The sequence below is a fragment of the Microbulbifer sp. MI-G genome (genome assembly GCF_030440425.1).
GTDB lineage: Bacteria > Pseudomonadota > Gammaproteobacteria > Pseudomonadales > Cellvibrionaceae > Microbulbifer > Microbulbifer spongiae.
In genome coordinates this window covers 3714471-3730922 of record NZ_CP098023.1, presented here as the reverse complement: position 1 = coordinate 3730922, position 16452 = coordinate 3714471, and the positions used below count along the sequence as shown (strand labels likewise).

Sequence of the window (16452 nt, the reverse complement as noted above, 5' to 3'; positions counted from 1 at the left end):
TCTTACACTGATCGCTTCGTTTTTCTCAACAGGTTTTTTGAATGATAAGTTCACTGGCGTCCATCTGGTCCAACCACAACCATCGGGTGGCAGCGCTTGTCACCCTTTTGGCTGCCGCCTGGCTATTGAGCGGTGTATTGCTTCCGGACAATCAGGGCACCGGGGGCGAGGCCGGTGAGGCAACAATGACCAGGCCCGGGGCTTCCCAGCGGGTTCAGGCCCGGCAAATCCGCGCCCGGTCTTTTATTACGCAGGTATTGGTCAATGGTTATACCGAAGCCAACCGCAGTGTGCGTCTGCGCGCGGAGTTGGATGGGGTGATTACCCGTCTTCCGGTGGCGGAGGGAAGCATTGTACAGCGGGGGGAAGTGATTTGTGAGATTGGGGCGGAGGACCGCCAGGAGCAACTCGCTCTTGCCGAGGCGGCACAGCGCAAGGCTGAACTGGATTACGCCGGTGCCCTGAATCTGAAAAAGCAAGGTTTGCTGGCTGAGGCGGCCATGGCCCAGCAGCAGGTTGCCCTGGCCCTTGCCAAACGAGATTACGTTCGGGCGAAAGTGTCGGTGGATGACCTTAAGATCCGTGCGCCATTTGACGGGGTGGTGAACAGTCGAGCGGTGGAGTTGGGGGATTTTATTCGCCGCGGTGAAACCTGTGCAACCGTGCTGGATCTGGACCCGATACTGGTGGTCGGTGAGGTGGCGGAAAACCAGGTGGGTAACCTGATTCCTGGTGGCTCTGCCAGCGCACAATTGCAGGGGGGTATTCCGGTGCAGGGCACACTGCGTTATATCAGCCAACAGGCTCAGGAAATCACGCGTGCCTACCGGGTCGAGGTGGCGGTACACAACCCCGGCAATAAGTTGCGCGGTGGGTTGAGCGGGCGTTTGGCACTGCCCACGGGTGAGATCATGGCGCATCGCATTAACGCCTCCCTGTTGACGCTGGATGATCGCGGCGAACTGGGCGTGCGTATTCTCGATGCCGATGATCGTGTGGAATTTGTCAAAGTCACCCTTGTAGGCGATGAGGATGGGAGCGTTTGGGTCGGTGGCCTGCCACATCAAGCCACCCTGATCACCGTTGGCCAGGAATATGTCAGCACCGGCGATCTTGTCCAGGTGGAAATGATTGCACCCGAGCAGGATGTCGACAGTGCCTCCCGGCCCGATGATATCCCACTGGGGCCAGTCTTGATGCCAACCGCTGAGCAGCACCCCGCCGAGAGGGGTAACCAGCGGTGAAGATACTGAAAAACGGGATTGAGCGAAATCGCAGTACGCTCAGTCTGATGTTGCTGATTATTCTGATTGGGTTGGTGGCGCGCAGCGCGATGACGATTGAATCCAGCCCCGAAGTCAACCCTCCCTTTGTGATAGTGCAGGTCACCCATGAGGGGATTTCCCCCGAGGATGGTGTGCGATTGCTGGTGCGCCCGCTGGAGCAGGAGATACGGGCGGTTGAGGGTGTTGTGGAAGTGATAGCGGTTGCCAGCGAATCACTCGCATATATTGTGGTGGAGTTCGACTCTGCAATCAATGTGGATGATGCGGTTGACGATATTCGCAATGCGGTGGAGAGGGCCAGAGCGGAATTGCCTCGGGATGCTGAGGAACCGACAGTTGAAGAGGTCTCGGCACAGCCATTCCCCACAATCGTGGTTACCCTTTCCGGGGAGAAGCTCAGTGAGCGCACCTTGTTGAGTAGTGCCCAGCGGTTGAAGCGCAAGATCGAAAATATCAGCGATGTATTGAGTGCGGATCTGCACGGTAATCGCGAAGAGGTAGTCGAGATCACTATTGACCCCGTGCGTTTGGAACACTACCAGGTGACCAGCGCCGAACTGATCAATGCGGTGCTGGGCAATAATCTGATGATTCCCGCCGGTGAGCTGGATACAGAGCGCGGCCGCTTTTCTGTAAAGGTTCCGGGGCTTATCGAAACCGCGCGGGATGTCTATGACATCCCCTTAAAAACCTCTCGAGATGGCGTGGTAACTCTGGGGAATGTTACCGACATCCGGCGTACTTTTAAGGATGCGGCCAGTTATACCAGTATCAATGGCGTCCCCGGCCTTGCTATCAATGTCAAGAAGCGCAGTGATGCCAGCTCTGTCGATGTGACGGACCGGGTCAGGGAGGTTGTACTGGAAGAGATGGGAGCATTGCCCCGGGACATGGAGGTGAAATTTGTATTTGACCAATCCAATTTCGCGCGGGATATGGTCAGCGAAATGCAGGGCAATATTCTCACCGCTATGCTGTTGGTAATGATTATTGTGGTTGCTGCACTGGGTTTTCGCTCGGGGATATTGGTGGGATTGGGCGTGCCTTTCTCGCTGTTATTTGGCGCTATTGTCACTTGGTTGTTGGGCTATTCCTTCAATTTTATGGTGATGTTCGGTATGTTGCTGGCACTGGGGATGCTGATCGACGGTTCCATCGTGATCACCGAATTTGCCGATCGCAAGATGGCCGAGGGTTTGAGCGCGCGCAGCGCCTATATCGCCTCGGCAACCCGTATGTTCTGGCCGGTAGTCGCTTCCACTGCAACAACGCTCGCCGCATTTCTGCCCATTATGTTTTGGCCGGGTGTGGTAGGGGAGTTTATGCGCTATCTGCCGGTCACGGTTTTCGCCGTATTGGCCGGCTCTCTCTTATACGCACTCTTTTTCGCCCCAGTGCTGGGCTCCCTGTTTGGCAAGAGTCATCTGAGCGCGCCCACCCGGGGTTACCTGAGGCAACTGGAGGAGGGACAGCCTACGGCCCTGGCGGGCATTACGGGACACTATGCCCGCCTGTTGATGTTGATTCTGCGCCGTCCTGCCACCGCCTTTGCGGTCACCATTGTGGTACTTGTTGGGATTTTTATTGGCTTTGGCCGCTATGGAGCCGGGGTCGAGTTTTTTACCGAGACCGAGGAGCAATACGGCAATGTGGAGGTTCGGGCTCAGGGCAACTTATCCATGGCGGAAAAGAAAGTGCTGGTGGCACAGGTGGAACAGGCGATACTCGCTGTACCCGAGGTGCGTATTGCCCATACGACCATAGGCTCCGGGGGGATATCCGGCAAAACGGACCGGGCGCCGGACCAGATTGCCAACCTGTTAGTGGAGCTGTTGCCTGCAGAGGCGCGCGAGCGTCGCAGCAGCGCTATCTTTGCGGATATTCGCGCGCGTACCGCCAGTTTTGCCGGAATCAAAGTGACCGCTAATGTGATGGAAGGGGGGCCCCCGGTCGGTAAGGATATTGTGCTGGAATTGCGCGGACAGGATTATGAAAAACTACTGCTGGAAACCCAGCGCCTGCAGCGGGCCATGGAGGACGAATTCGATGGTCTTAGAGATATCGTGAGTACGGCCCCGGTGCCAGGTATTCAGTGGGAGGTGCGGGTGGATCGCGCCAAAGCGGCTTTGTATGGGGCCGATCTTACTGAAGTGGGACGCGCAGTGCAGCTGGTAACCAATGGCGTTCGTGTGGCTGAATATCGCCCGGATGATACGGATGAAGAAGTGGACATTCGCATTCGGTATCCACAGAGCGCCCGCGGACTTGCCGCGTTGGATGACCTGAAAGTAAATACCGCACGTGGCACAGTACCTGTCAGCAGTTTCGTACACACCGAAGCGATGCCCAGAGTGGATAACATTGAGCGGATTAATGGCATTACCCGTATGCAAGTCAAGGCGGATGCACAGGAGGGTGTGCTGCCGGACGACAAGGTGAAGGAAATCCGGGCATGGTTGAAGCGCAATCCGGTGGACCCGGGTATTGCGTTGTTGTTCAGAGGCGCCGATGAGGAGCAGAATGCCTCTTTTCAGTTTTTGGGTGTGGCTTTCCTGCTCGCGTTGTTTCTGATGTTTATTTTGCTGGTGACGCAATTCAATAGCTTTTACCAGTCCCTGCTAATCCTGTCCTCTGTGATTATGTCCACCACTGGAGTCCTGCTTGGTCTTCTGCTTACCCAGAGTACTTTCAGCGTAATTATGACTGGGGTTGGGATCGTTGCCCTTGCGGGTATTGTCGTAAACAACAACATTGTACTAATTGATACCTACAATTTTGTTCGCAAGCAGGAGTCCCAACTTAGCACGACTCAGGCTGTGCTCAAAGCGGCAACGCAGAGACTGCGCCCGGTATTTCTGACCACCGCCACCACCATTTTCGGGCTGTTGCCATTGGCGCTGGGGGTGAGTGTGGATATGGTGGGCAGGAATGTGGTGGTCGATGGGGTTATTGCCTCGTTCTGGGTCAAACTTGCCAGTGCCATTGTCTATGGCCTCTCTTTTTCCACGCTGCTCACACTGTTGGTGACACCGGTGATGTTGGTGCTGCCGGGGCATCTACGCCGCTGGCTACCTGTTGCCGCGTTTAGAGGCCAGCGCTAGCGCCGGTTTCTGTACCAGTAGCTTTTGAGAGGAATCGAACATGGTCAATGCCTGGCCCCGACAGCTTATCGCGCACAGTCAGAAACTCGCAGGCAAACTTCCCGGTGAGGTCATTGAGGGTTTTATTCGGCAGCACCGATTACCGGCTGTATTTCATCGGGTAGTAAGAGACCATTACCTGCCCCTTGCACTATGGTTGCGGGAGCGGCATAGGCCGGGGAAAACGTTGATTGTGGGTATCAGTGGTGGCCAGGGCACGGGGAAGTCCACACTGACTGATTTTCTTCAAATTGTGTTGACCGAGTTGGGCAACCACTGCTGCACGCTCTCTTTGGATGATCTCTACCTCACCCGCGCCGAGCGGCAGCAGCTCGCGCGCGGAATACATCCCCTCCTGTTGACCCGTGGGGTGCCGGGTACGCATGACGTACAGCTGGGCATTGACACTCTCAACGCCCTCTGTAGGGCAGGGGCGCAGTCAGTGATCCCCTTACCGCGTTTTGACAAATCTCTCGATGAGCGTGTACCTCGTGCTGCCTGGCCGCAACACACGGGTCCGGTTGATATTGTATTGCTGGAAGGGTGGTGCCTGGGGGCCAAACCATCGCTCAATCCGGTTTTCCCATTGAATGCTCTGGAGCAGTCAGAAGATGCCTCCGGTACCTGGAGGCACTTTATCAACCGGCAGCTTGCGGGTCCTTATCGGGATCTGTTTGCATTGCCCGAGGTGATAGTGATGCTGAAAGCGCCGAGTATGGAATCTATTCTCGAGTGGCGGAAGTTACAGGAGCAAAAGCTGCGTGAACAAACTGGCGGCAAGGGCTTGCAGGACAGGGAATTGCTGCGCTTTGTGCAGCACTACGAAAGGATAACCCGCAATTTGATTGCGGAGATGCCCGAGTGGGCAGATTGTGTTTTTTTGTTGGGGGAGGACCACCGGATTGAAGCGGTCAGGCTGAGGCACTGAGCGGTGGTTATGAGGTTGTGCCCCGACGGAGCCGGGGCATGATCCGGCCGGAGTTTTCACACCCCAGCCGGATATTTCACTTGGCCTTTGGCGGCCGGCCGCGGCCACGCTTTGCTGGAGCGGCTGCTGCAGTTGCGCTCTCAGCTTTCTTTGGGCGCCCTGGCTTTCTCTTGGCCGTTGCGCTTTTGGCCGGGCGTCCCGGTTTCTTGCTGACGGTTTCGGCCTTTGGTGGACGTCCACGACCACGTTTTGCCGGAGTGGCTGCGGTATCAGCTTTTCTGGGACGCCCCGGTTTTTTCTTGGCAGCCTCACTTTTGGCCGGGCGGCCGGGCTTTTTCTTTACAGCGGTTTTCTTCTGAGCAGCGGCTTTCTTTTTCTCCGCAGCAGCGGCCTTCTTGGCAGCAGCAGCAGCTTTTTTGGCTTCAGAAACAGCTTTCTTTTTCTCTGCAGCAGCCAGTTTCTTGGCAATAGCCGCTTCCTCTTTGGCGACAACCTTGGCTACCTGAGAGGCGAGCTTGTTTGCGACTTTGATCGTAGCCAACTTCTCTTTGGCTTCTGCCGCAGCACCCTTGATTTCAACTGCAACGGTTTTGGCCGCTGCGACGTCATCACGGGCTTTCTGAAGCTGTCGCTGTTGGGCAGGAGTTTTTTTCTTGGCTCTTACGGCAGCCAGCTTTTGTTGGGCGGTTTTCGCCTTTACGACGGCTTTCTTGGCGTCTTTTGCCAATTTTTCCACTCTGCCAATCGCATCCTTCTCTTGCTTGAGACGGGCACTTGCCAGTTTGGCGGTAAGGGAGAGCAGCTCTGCTTCCAGTTTGGCAACGTTATCGATAGCGGTTTTGGGTACTTTCTTGCTAGCCATTATATATATCCCTGTGAAAAGAATTGTTCTAGAAATGGGGGTATTCCTATCAATTATTCTCAGCCACCTCTGTGGTTATCTACATCGCTCAAACCACATTTACCCAGCAAAAAACAATTGATAGTGAGTCCCCCCAAGCGAGCGGCGCTAATTGCAGCTTATTTATATACCTAAATGCAAGTGTTTTATAAGAAATTTTGTTAAATAAAGAAAAAAAATGCTCTTTTTACCGATTTTTGATCTGTGGACGGGTTCTCAGATGCTTTTGGTGTTTATTCAGGTGCCCGTATGGCAACCGGCTTTTTCTCTCTGACTGGTGTGGCAAGTATTCGCAAACAGTGCGATACATCGAATAGTTGAGCCGTTACCTCGGGATACCCTCGCAGTGGTTTTGGAGACTTGTCGATTATCAACTATCCCGCTGCGCGCTATTTTGTATGCTTTTCCATTTTGTTCAATACACCCGGCAATCCAGCAGGTCTTTCGCGCTCTTCTCGACAACGGTTCTTGCAGCAGTGACGAAATTGTATGGCCTTGCCGATGCGCCAAAGGTACTGAACTGATCGGCCGCAATGACAGTTTGTTCTGCCACCTAACTCTTCAGGACCTTTGGACCCCTGTGTAGATTGTTTGAGAGCCGGGTCATTTTGGCAGGGAAAACTGGCAGAGCATGCCCAGACTTCTATAAAAAGGCACAGACCTTAAGTGAAGACATTGCCAGTGAGTCTGCCTAGACAAGCGCAAGGTGACATTGCCATGGCGGAGAGAGTTGCGGATCCGTGATACCGTTGGGGAGTATCCTCTTTTTTAGTACAGGTAAAACCGGGCGAATCGCCATGGTCTATTCCTTTCTTCGGCTGTACACTGGATTTCCTGTAACAATAGGCAGTGCCAGTGGCAGTTTCGGTACCAAGGGCGCTGGATGGATTTACAAGGAAAATAACCATGAAGCGTATTCCTGAACCCTTCCGCATCAAGATGGTTGAGCCGATCAAAATGACAACCTGGGCAGACCGTGAAGTAGCCCTGGTGCAAGCGGGCCTGAACCCTTTCCTACTGCGCAGTGATGATGTCTATATTGACTTGCTCACTGACTCTGGCACAGGTGCCATGAGTGATAACCAGTGGGCGGGGTTGATGCTGGGGGATGAGTCCTATGCGGGCAGCCGCAATTATTACAATCTTTGCAAGGCCGTTGAGCATTTCTTTGGCTATCAGTTAACCGTGCCCGCGCACCAGGGCCGGGGGGCAGAGCAGATTCTGTTTCCGGCGCTGATAGAGCGCATGCGCCAGGTCCGCGGCGGCACCACGCCGGTATTTGTCTCAAACTATCATTTTGACACTACCGCCGGTCACATTGAGCTCAATGGTGGCAAAGCGGTCAATGTGGTGGATGAGCGCGCATTTGATACCACGACCGCCTACGATTGGAAAGGTAACTTTGATTTACATAAACTGGTGAACACCATTGAGGCGCACGGGCCGCAAAATATCTGTGCAATTATTACCACGGTGACCTGTAACAGCGCTGGCGGGCAGCCGGTTTCCATGGCGAATATGCGGGCGGTTTACGAAATCGCTACCGGATACGATATTCCGGTGGTGATCGATTCAGCGCGGTATTGCGAGAATGCCTACTTTATCCAACAGCGAGAAGCGGGTTACGGGGACAAATCAATCCTTGAGATCATTCGCGAAATGTACCGCTACGGCGATATGCTGACCCTGTCGGCAAAGAAAGACCCTATGGTGAATATTGGGGGTCTCTGCTGCATTCGCGATCATGAGGAGCTTTTCCAGGCGGTGCGTACCCGCTGTGTGCCCATGGAGGGCTTTGTGACCTATGGCGGTATGGCCGGGCGCGATATGGAGGCGTTGGCGCGCGGACTCTACGAGGCCGCGGATGTACATTTTCTGCATTACCGCATTGGCCAGGTGGCCTATCTGGGAGAACGGCTGCGGGAAGGGGGGGTACCCATTCAATACCCTACTGGGGGCCATGCGGTTTTTGTGGATGCCGCCAAAATGTTACCGCAGATCCCGCCGGAACAATTTCCCGCACAGGTATTGGCCAATGCGCTGTATCTGGAGGCGGGGATTCGCGCAGTGGAGATCGGATCGCTGCTGCTGGGACGGGATCCGGAAACCGGGCAGCAGAAGCAGGCAGAACTGGAATTGATGCGCCTGACGATTCCTCGTCGGGTTTATACCAATGATCATATGGACTATATCGCAGAAGCCATTATCGAGCTGCAAAAGCGGGCTCACCGGTTAAAGGGCCTGGAATTTGAATACGAACCTCCGGTGTTGCGGCATTTTACGGCGAGATTCCGGTCTCTGTAGGCGAACCATCTGGGGGGTACCGATGGTGCACGGGAGAACCCTCCGGTGGCTGACCCGGCGATTGAGGGGATTGTAGGGTGAAAGTAGGGGGTACCTAAACCGCCTTGACTTGGGAAAAGACGTGCAGGCCGGAGAAATTGGGATACTATAGGATTGCTGGGGACTGTCCCCCGCGTTGAGGAACAGATGGAATTTATTACTAAACCCCTACCGGCCAACAAGCGAGTTGCCCTGGTTGCCCACGATCATCGCAAGAGTGCGATGATTCAATGGTGCTCCCGGCATCGCACATCGCTGCAGAAGCATTACCTTCTGGCCACAGGGACCACGGGGGGCAAAATAGAGGCCGCTACCGGTCTGAAAGTCGAAAAGCTGCTGAGTGGCCCCCTTGGCGGTGACCAACAGTTGGGAGCGCGGATCAGCGAAGGCAAGGTGGACTTTCTTGTCTTCTTCTGGGACCCCTTTGAGCCCATGCCCCACGATCCGGATGTCAAGGCGCTGTTGCGCATTGCAGCGGTGTGGAATATTCCCGTGGCCTGTAATTCGAGCAGTGCCGATATGATGGTGCAGTCCGCCCTGATGGAGCGTTCCTTTGGCCGGGAGGTGCCGGATTACCAGTGTTATCTGAAACAGCGCTAATCGGATTTGTTGCTCAAAAAATAACCTGTCAGTATGGTTTTTTTACATAACTTATTGATTTACAATAGTTATTTTTCCGGGTAATAGGTTGTGCTTGCAATGCTTGCCAATTCGCGGCAATCTTGCCCTCCTGATCAGACCGGTTAAACCGGCACCCTTGGTATTTGATAACTGCACGGTGTTTTATGAGTAGAAGACGCGGAAAGGCCGTAGAAGAAGAAAAGGCGGATATCGACCTGACGCCCATGCTGGACGTTGTATTTATCATGCTGATCTTCTTTATTGTGACGGCGTCCTTTGTGAAAGAGAAGGCGTTGGATGTCAATGTGCCGGACCCGAATGAGACTGATCAGAGAACTAATGAGGATAATAAGAACATCCTGCTGATGGTGGATGCCAATGACGAGATCACCCTGGGTGGCAGCCGTATTGATACCCGTGCCGTGCGCGCCCGCATTGCCCAGTTGTACGCCGAGAACCCCGAGGCCATTGTGATTGTGCGTGCGCACAACAAGTCCAGTGCGGACACCTATGTACAGATCGCGGATGCGGCCAAGGAAGTTAACCCGCGCATACAGGTATCCCTGGTTCCTTCCGAAAACTGAGTGCGGCTTGTACTGAGTCAAAAAAGCCAGCGATCCGCTGGCTTTTTTTATCTACCACAATGGTATCGATCCATGACAGAGGGCGGCTTTTCCCCGCAAATGCATCCTTTGTGTGGCCCCTGCCCGCTTTAGCCCTAGCGGGCCGATCGCCAGCGCCTGTGGTCAGAATTCCGAGCGGATAGCCCACAAATCGGGAAACACCGTCTTGTGCAAGGTACTCTGCAGGTAGCCAACGCCACTGGAGCCCCCGGTGCCGCTTTTGCTGCCAATGGTGCGCTCCACCATCTTCACATGCCGGTAGCGCCACTGCTGCAGGGAAATGTCGATATCCACAAGGGCCTCGCAGATCTCGCTTACCAGGGGGTCATTGCGGTAAATATCGATCAGTATGTTCTGCACGGCTGGAGAGGGCTCCGCAACCTGGCTGACATCCCTCTCCAATACACTTTTGGGTACCTGGTGTCCCTCATGAACAAGGAATCTTAGGAAAGCATCCCAAAGTGTCGGGGAGGCCAGACGTTGGTGCAGGCGGCGGTAGTGTTCGCAACCCGGTGTATAGTTGTCCAGTTTCTTTGGGTCCTTGGCGCCATACAGGAACTCCAGTTCACGGAACTGAAAGGACTGGAAACCGCTGGCACTGGAGAGGCGGTCCCGAAAGGAGAGGAATTCGAGTGGGGTCAGCGTCTCGAGGATATCCACCTGCTGGATCAGGGTGCGGTAAATTGCATCCACCCGCTTGAGGGTATGCAGGGCGCGGTTGCGCTCACCGGCATTGAACAGGCGCACCAGGTAATCCAACTCATGGAGCATTTGCTTGAACCAAAGCTCATAGCTTTGGTGAATCACAATAAACAGCAGTTCGTCGTGCTCCGGGCCCTCTGAGAGCGGCTTTTGGCACTGTAAAAGCGCATCTAACTGAAGGTAACTGCTATAGGTAAGAGGCATGTGGATTGCGTCCTGGTCAGGTTTTGATCAATCACGAAATAATGCGCACTTTCACCCGCCCGGATCAAAACAAAAGTTTCGGCAGATTGATTAGTATATTGCGCAATACCCGGCCCGGAGTTCTTTGCATGGAAAATCCCGCACAACAACTGCGCGTTGATGGCGCCCGTCTGTGGCGCAGCCTGATGGCAATGGCTGAAATTGGCGCAACTCCGGCTGGAGGTTGCAACCGCCAGGCACTCACCGATGAGGATCGCGAGGGGCGCGATCTGTTCGTGCGCTGGTGCCGGGAAATCGGTTGTGAGATCCGTGTGGATCGTATGGGAAATCTCTTTGCCCGGCGCCCCGGGATCGACAACAGCCTGCCCGCAGTCATGACAGGGTCACATCTGGATACCCAGCCTACCGGTGGCAAGTTCGACGGTGTGTACGGCGTGCTGGCGGGCCTGGAGGTGCTGCGTACCCTGGAGGGAAAGGGGGTCAGGACCAGAGCGCCGCTGGAACTGGTGGTGTGGACCAATGAGGAGGGAGCACGTTTTTCCCCGGCGATGGTGGGCTCTGGAGTATGGGCAGGGGAATTCAGTCTTGAGTATGGTCACAGTCGCAGGGACAAAGCCGGCAAAAGTATCGGGGAGGAACTGGCGCGTATCGGTTACCTGGGATCAGAGCCGGCCCAACCCACCCAGATCAAGGCGGCTTTTGAAGCCCATATCGAGCAGGGACCGGTTCTGGAAAAGCAGAATCAGGTGATTGGCGTGGTGACCGGAGTACAGGGTATCCGCTGGTACGATGTCACCTTCTCCGGCACGCCCTGTCACGCCGGTCCCACGCCCATGGAGGACCGCCGCGATCCGGTACAGGCCCTGTCCGGGCTTTGTGAGAGGCTTTATGCCGAAGTGAAGGCTTACTCTGGCGACGCCAGGATCACCTGCGGCGATCTGCGTGCCGAGCCGGGCAGCCGCAATACCGTGCCGGAAAAGGTGGTACTGGCTTTGGACTTGCGCCATCCCGCGCCGGAGGGCCTGGCGCATCTGCACCGTACCCTCTACCGTCTGGCGGCGCAGGTCCAAGAAGCCACTGGCGTTGCCATCACTGTGCGTGAGGAGTGGCACTCACCACCAGTGGCCTTTGATAAGGACTGCATCGAAGCGGTGCACAGTGCGGCACAGCGGTTGGGTTACAGTCATCGCCGCATGGTTTCCGGCGCCGGCCACGATGCAGTCTATGTTTCCAGGGTTGCCCCGGTCTCCATGATTTTTGTCCCCTGTGCCGGGGGGCTTTCCCACAATGAGGCTGAGTCCGCAGAACCGGCGCACCTTGAAGCTGGCTGCAATGTATTGCTCCAAGCGATGCTCGCCAGTGCGGAGTTGGCCTGAGCCGGTAAACATTTGATGTGAGTAAAAGAGCTGCTGGCATCTGGTGCCAGTGGCCCGCCATAAAAGAGTTGGATGGATCAGATGCGTGAATTTACCTTGAAGTACCGCAAGGATAACGGCGGTACCGCTGCGCTTACCCACTGGGGCATGGATTCCGAATACGGTGTGCTGCGCGATGTTCTTATCGGGCCTGTGGATAACTTCAGCTGGCGCACCGGCAATGCCAGTGCCCGCCGCGCCGAGCGATTGGGCATGCAGTTCGATCACCAGGTGGCAAAAGCCCAACATACAGAGATGCTGGATGCTTATCGCCATGCGGGGGTGAACACGCACCTGATCCCGGCAGACAACAGCCTGCCGTATCAGATCTATGGGCGCGATTCATCAGTGATGACTCCCTGGGGACCTATTGTGACACAGATGTACAGTCCCTGGCGCCGTGGTGAGTGGGTTCCCATTGTCAAGAAGTATGTCGAACTGGAAATCCCCATCTACGATGTGATTACTGCGGGCTCCCTTGAGGGCGGTGATTTTATGCTGCTGGAACCGGGCGTGATCCTGTGCGGTTACTCTGGCGAGCGCACCAGCTCCCAGGGCTTCAAACAAATGCAGGGCTGGGTGGAAAAAGAGGGCTGGGAAGTGAAGGGTTACCAGTTTGATCCCTTCTTCCTGCATATCGATGTGATGGTGGCGATGCTGGCGGAAAAGCTGGCGGCTGTCTGCGTCGATGCAGTAGAGCTCAGCCTGGTGCAGTGGTTCAAGAGCCGTAATATTGAGATTATCGAAATCCCCTTTCCGCAGGTGCTGGAGCTGGGGGTAAACGTAGTGGCTCTGGGCAATGACCGGGTGATGCTGCCCAGAGCCAATACCGGCCTGGCTGACAAGTGCCGCGCCCACGGCCTGGAGGTGATCGATCCGGACATCTCCATGATTACCCCCGGTGGGGGTGGTGTTCACTGCATGTGCCAGCCCCTGCGCAGGGATTCAGCGTTGAGGTCGTAATGGCGCTGTTCTCCAGGTGTCAGCCAATTTACCCGGCGGCCAGCGGCTGCCGGGCTCTTCCCGTCAAGGAATGTGGTTGTTTATGAACTCGCTTACGCGAGCGCAGCCGGTACTATGGCTTCTCTGAACCGGTGGCTCGCCGTTATTAACTCGGCACAGCGCCAAAAAGAGGGGTTGCTAGCGTGAGACAGCTTTCTCACAGACCAGTCTGAAAGGCTGCCAGCCAGCCCCATTGGATTCCAAACCCGGAGAATACTATGCAAAGCGCATGTGAGGAAATTCAGACTCAGGTCAGTGATCGTATACTGGAAATTACTATCAATCGCCCCGAGCGCAAGAATGCCCTGACCATGGCCATGTATTCCGCCATGGCGGAGCTGTTTAACCGTGCTGCCGACAACAGGGATATTCGAGTGGTTATCATCACTGGTGCCGGGGGCAACTTCACCAGTGGCAATGACCTGATGGATTTCCTCGGGGGCTCTGCAGAGGGTGAAGCGTCGCCGGTATATCAGTTTATGAGCGCGCTGTACAATTTTCCCAAACCGGTAGTTGCAGCGGTAAATGGCCCAGCAGTGGGAATCGGCACCACTATGCTGTTGCACTGCGACCTGTCTTTCGCCGGTGAAGACGCCATGTTCCAGATGCCTTTTGTGAACCTGGGATTGTGTCCGGAGTATGGTTCCAGTTACCTGTTGCCCCGTATTGCAGGTCATGCCAAGGCCTCAGAACTGCTGCTGCTCGGCAAGAGGTTCTCGGCTGAGGATGCGGTGGAAATTGGTATTTGTAACGCTGCGGTAGAGCCTGAGCAGGCAATTGTTCGCGCCCGCGAAGCCGCTGCTGAGCTGGTAGCGAAGGCGCCTGCGGCAGTGCGTTTGACCAAGCAACTGCTGCGCCAAGCCACTGAGGAAAAAGGCCTGGAATTTATCCAGAATGAGGGCCGCCACTTCAAGGAGCGCCTGGCTTCCGAGGAATTTAAAGAGGCTGCAACCGCCTTTATGGAGAAGCGGCCCGCTGACTTCTCCCACTTTGATTAAACCCACGGTCGCCAGAAGCGGTTATGGATGTGTAATATGTGTGCCCGGCATGGGTATGAACCAATGTGGTGAAAGCCTTCTGTAGGAGGACCAGAGCACCGGGCTACCGGTGATGATAGCTGAGTCCATTAACTGCTTTGGAAACGTTGGCAAGCTCTGGGTTGGTGGGTATACCCGTTGCCCATGATGATTGGTTTTAAAATGGGTTGTTGCGTTTACTGTTCAAGCTGTCTTACCACTTTTGAGCAACTTTCTTTATTTTTTCAGCAGGTGGTGGGATATGCCTGAACTACTAAGCCTTAATCAAGTGCCACTGAACTATGAATTTGTTTAGACCTTTAGCCAATTTGTTTGGCTATGACATAGTTAAAAAAGAGAAGGCTCTGAAAATACAATGGCATTTACAAAAAATTTTCGCCGACTTTAAAATCGATACCGTTCTGGATGTTGGAGCGAACAGAGGGCAGTATGGAAAGCTGTTGCGCTCCATTGGTTTCAAAGGACAAATACACTCGTTTGAGCCCGTCAGAATGTACTATAAAGAACTGATTGAAACGAGCAAGGGTGATAAAAATTGGTTCTCCTATAACTATGCCCTGGGAAGAGAAAGTGGAGAGCTCAGGATCAATATTGATAATGTCTTTTCCTCTTTTTATGAATACAGTGACTACTACCTTAAAGAAAGAGGGAAAGCTGGAAATTCAGAAATAGTCAAAATATCAACCCTGGATAACTTTATCGAAGAAAGTTTCAGCGGTCCTGTACAGCCCAAAATTCATTTAAAATTAGACACTCAGGGATTTGATGTCGAGGCCTTTGCAGGCGGGCAAAGAAATATTAAAAATATCTATACCTTTCAATCTGAAATGGCCCTGAAAAAAATTTACAAAAACATGCCTGACATCACAGAGAGCTTGAATATTTATCGCAAGTGCGGATTTGAAGTGTCAGGTTTATTTCCGGTATCCAAAGAAAAGAGTGGACATGCAATTATTGAGGTTGACTGTGTGATGATAAATGGGACCCTGGTGAAATCACCCCAAGGCTCCGCATAGTTTATTCTTGTAAAGAGGGAGAGCTTTAAAGGCAGTATGTAAAATAAGTAGAAAAATAAACAGTGTCAAATCTCAACAAGACAATTATCAGCTATAACAGATTTGAATATCGAGCCAATAGTGGAATTTCCCTTTTCAGTATCAATTGTTAAATTGAAACTCCCACAACAGGTGCTGCTGGAACGTATCGCCACTAGTGGTGCATGGGTTGATTCCGCACTCTAATAATAGAGCGACTGTGGCATTCATTGAGTGTAGGAAGCCTAGCGATCGCCGCGATCTTTGCTAATGTGAAGGTGCTTTTCCTGGGCGCTTGATTCTAGGCCTAGTTTCCGGCGATAACGGCAATTCTCTTATGCAGCGAGCAAATCGTTTTGCTGCCTCATAAATAATGTATTTCGCGATCGATCACATCTGATTGTTCATGGTCTGCTGTTCAAGCAACCCATAACAAATCAAGCCTGCTTATCTGTGATCTTGCCAAAGTGCTAAAGGCATGCGCTGAAATCTTTGTCATGTGTACGATGTCTGTTTTTGCTTTTTTGTTGATTCTTTTTTTGTGATGTAAGTTGTATTGGACTCTATATCCTTATTTACGAAGCTCATTGCCCCTAATGTAACATTATCACCAATGCGTACGCCATCACCAATGATGCAGCTATTTGCTCCAATATTGACATTATCACCGATTACAACACCTTCTGAGCTTGCATCATTTGTCGTCCCAATGGTCGTATTTTGTCGAATTTTACAATTTTTACCAATCTTTGTCTTGGGATTGATAACTATTCCAGACAAATGCCCAATACAAAATCCAATATCTATGCTGCTTTCTCTATGAATGTCGCAGCAATACTTGAATCTTATTCTTTTGTTGATTCTTTTGGCTAGTTTATCTGCTAAAAAATTATTTTTACGATATAAAACATATGCTGCACGATACCAAAATATATAGTTGGCTTCCCTGTTATTTTGTATTCTTTTTAGAGCCTTTATCCAAGAAAATTTATGTTTTGGTTTTAAAACTTCATAAGCTAAATATTCTTTAAAAGTATACATCTTTAGTGCTCCTAGCTTGGTTAAGTGTAGATGCACATAAAGCTTCTAATATGGGCGCAATTTACTGTATACCTTACTGGATTTTTATATGTCCAGCATTGAGGTGAACCAATGAGGTGAAACTTCTCTTCAGAGGAGTATGATCACCAGGCTGCCGGTGATCATACCTACTGGC

At 53.1% G+C, this 16452-nt stretch carries 13 protein-coding genes; 10 read left to right on the top strand and 3 right to left on the bottom strand.

All coding sequences use genetic code 11. The features are described 5' to 3' along the window. Positions 1-41 precede the first annotated feature (41 nt). Genes M8T91_RS15270 through M8T91_RS15260 form a run of 3 tightly spaced genes read left to right on the top strand, consistent with a single transcriptional unit; the run spans position 42 to position 5354 of the window. Positions 42-1244 carry an efflux RND transporter periplasmic adaptor subunit gene (locus M8T91_RS15270; RefSeq protein WP_301415028.1) on the top strand — a complete coding sequence of 401 codons (1203 nt, stop codon included), beginning with the start codon at positions 42-44 and terminating at the stop codon, positions 1242-1244. Beyond that, positions 1241-4387 carry an efflux RND transporter permease subunit gene (locus tag M8T91_RS15265; RefSeq protein ID WP_301415027.1) on the top strand — a complete coding sequence of 1049 codons (3147 nt, stop codon included), beginning with the start codon at positions 1241-1243 and terminating at the stop codon, positions 4385-4387. The genes M8T91_RS15270 and M8T91_RS15265 overlap by 4 nt, the downstream gene beginning before the upstream one ends. 40 nt (positions 4388-4427) lie before the next feature. Beyond that, complete coding sequence (locus M8T91_RS15260) at positions 4428-5354, top strand: phosphoribulokinase (protein ID WP_301415026.1); 927 nt, start codon at positions 4428-4430, stop codon at positions 5352-5354. A gap of 76 nt (positions 5355-5430) precedes the next feature. On the opposite strand, the gene M8T91_RS15255 is transcribed toward M8T91_RS15260, so the two are convergent. Next, entirely contained in the window at positions 5431-6216 is a 786-nt protein-coding gene (locus M8T91_RS15255; RefSeq protein WP_301415025.1) for a hypothetical protein, read from the bottom strand. Between the two features lie 945 nt (positions 6217-7161). Here M8T91_RS15255 and M8T91_RS15250 point away from each other — a divergent pair. The 3 genes from M8T91_RS15250 to M8T91_RS15240 all read left to right on the top strand — a co-directional run bounded on the left by M8T91_RS15250 (position 7162) and on the right by M8T91_RS15240 (position 9803). After that, a complete protein-coding gene (locus M8T91_RS15250; RefSeq protein WP_301415024.1) occupies positions 7162-8559 on the top strand; it encodes a tryptophanase in 1398 nt (465 codons plus the stop codon). 186 nt (positions 8560-8745) lie between these two features. Further along, entirely contained in the window at positions 8746-9198 is a 453-nt protein-coding gene (locus tag M8T91_RS15245; RefSeq protein WP_301415023.1) for a methylglyoxal synthase, read from the top strand. A 185-nt stretch (positions 9199-9383) separates the two neighbouring features. Beyond that, positions 9384-9803: an ExbD/TolR family protein gene (locus tag M8T91_RS15240; protein ID WP_301415022.1), complete on the top strand. Its 420-nt coding sequence runs from the start codon at positions 9384-9386 to the stop codon at positions 9801-9803. Positions 9804-9965: 162 nt separating this feature from the next. Here the strand turns inward: M8T91_RS15240 and M8T91_RS15235 are convergent, their stop codons facing one another. Further along, positions 9966-10748, bottom strand: a complete 783-nt coding sequence (locus tag M8T91_RS15235; RefSeq protein WP_301415021.1) for a tryptophan 2,3-dioxygenase — start codon at positions 10746-10748, stop codon at positions 9966-9968. 128 nt (positions 10749-10876) lie between these two features. Here M8T91_RS15235 and M8T91_RS15230 point away from each other — a divergent pair, with 128 nt between their 5' ends. The 4 genes from M8T91_RS15230 to M8T91_RS15215 all read left to right on the top strand — a co-directional run bounded on the left by M8T91_RS15230 (position 10877) and on the right by M8T91_RS15215 (position 15218). After that, a complete protein-coding gene (locus tag M8T91_RS15230; protein ID WP_301415020.1) occupies positions 10877-12124 on the top strand; it encodes a Zn-dependent hydrolase in 1248 nt (415 codons plus the stop codon). Positions 12125-12205: 81 nt separating this feature from the next. Further along, positions 12206-13126 carry a dimethylarginine dimethylaminohydrolase family protein gene (locus M8T91_RS15225; protein ID WP_301415019.1) on the top strand — a complete coding sequence of 307 codons (921 nt, stop codon included), beginning with the start codon at positions 12206-12208 and terminating at the stop codon, positions 13124-13126. Between the two features lie 257 nt (positions 13127-13383). Continuing rightward, on the top strand, positions 13384-14163 hold the full coding sequence (locus tag M8T91_RS15220) for an enoyl-CoA hydratase (RefSeq protein ID WP_301415018.1): 780 nt from the start codon (positions 13384-13386) through the stop codon (positions 14161-14163). Positions 14164-14483: 320 nt separating this feature from the next. Continuing rightward, a complete protein-coding gene (locus tag M8T91_RS15215; protein ID WP_301415017.1) occupies positions 14484-15218 on the top strand; it encodes an FkbM family methyltransferase in 735 nt (244 codons plus the stop codon). 513 nt (positions 15219-15731) lie between these two features. Here the strand turns inward: M8T91_RS15215 and M8T91_RS15210 are convergent. After that, complete coding sequence (locus tag M8T91_RS15210; protein ID WP_301415016.1) at positions 15732-16277, bottom strand: serine O-acetyltransferase; 546 nt, start codon at positions 16275-16277, stop codon at positions 15732-15734. Positions 16278-16452: the final 175 nt, after the last annotated feature.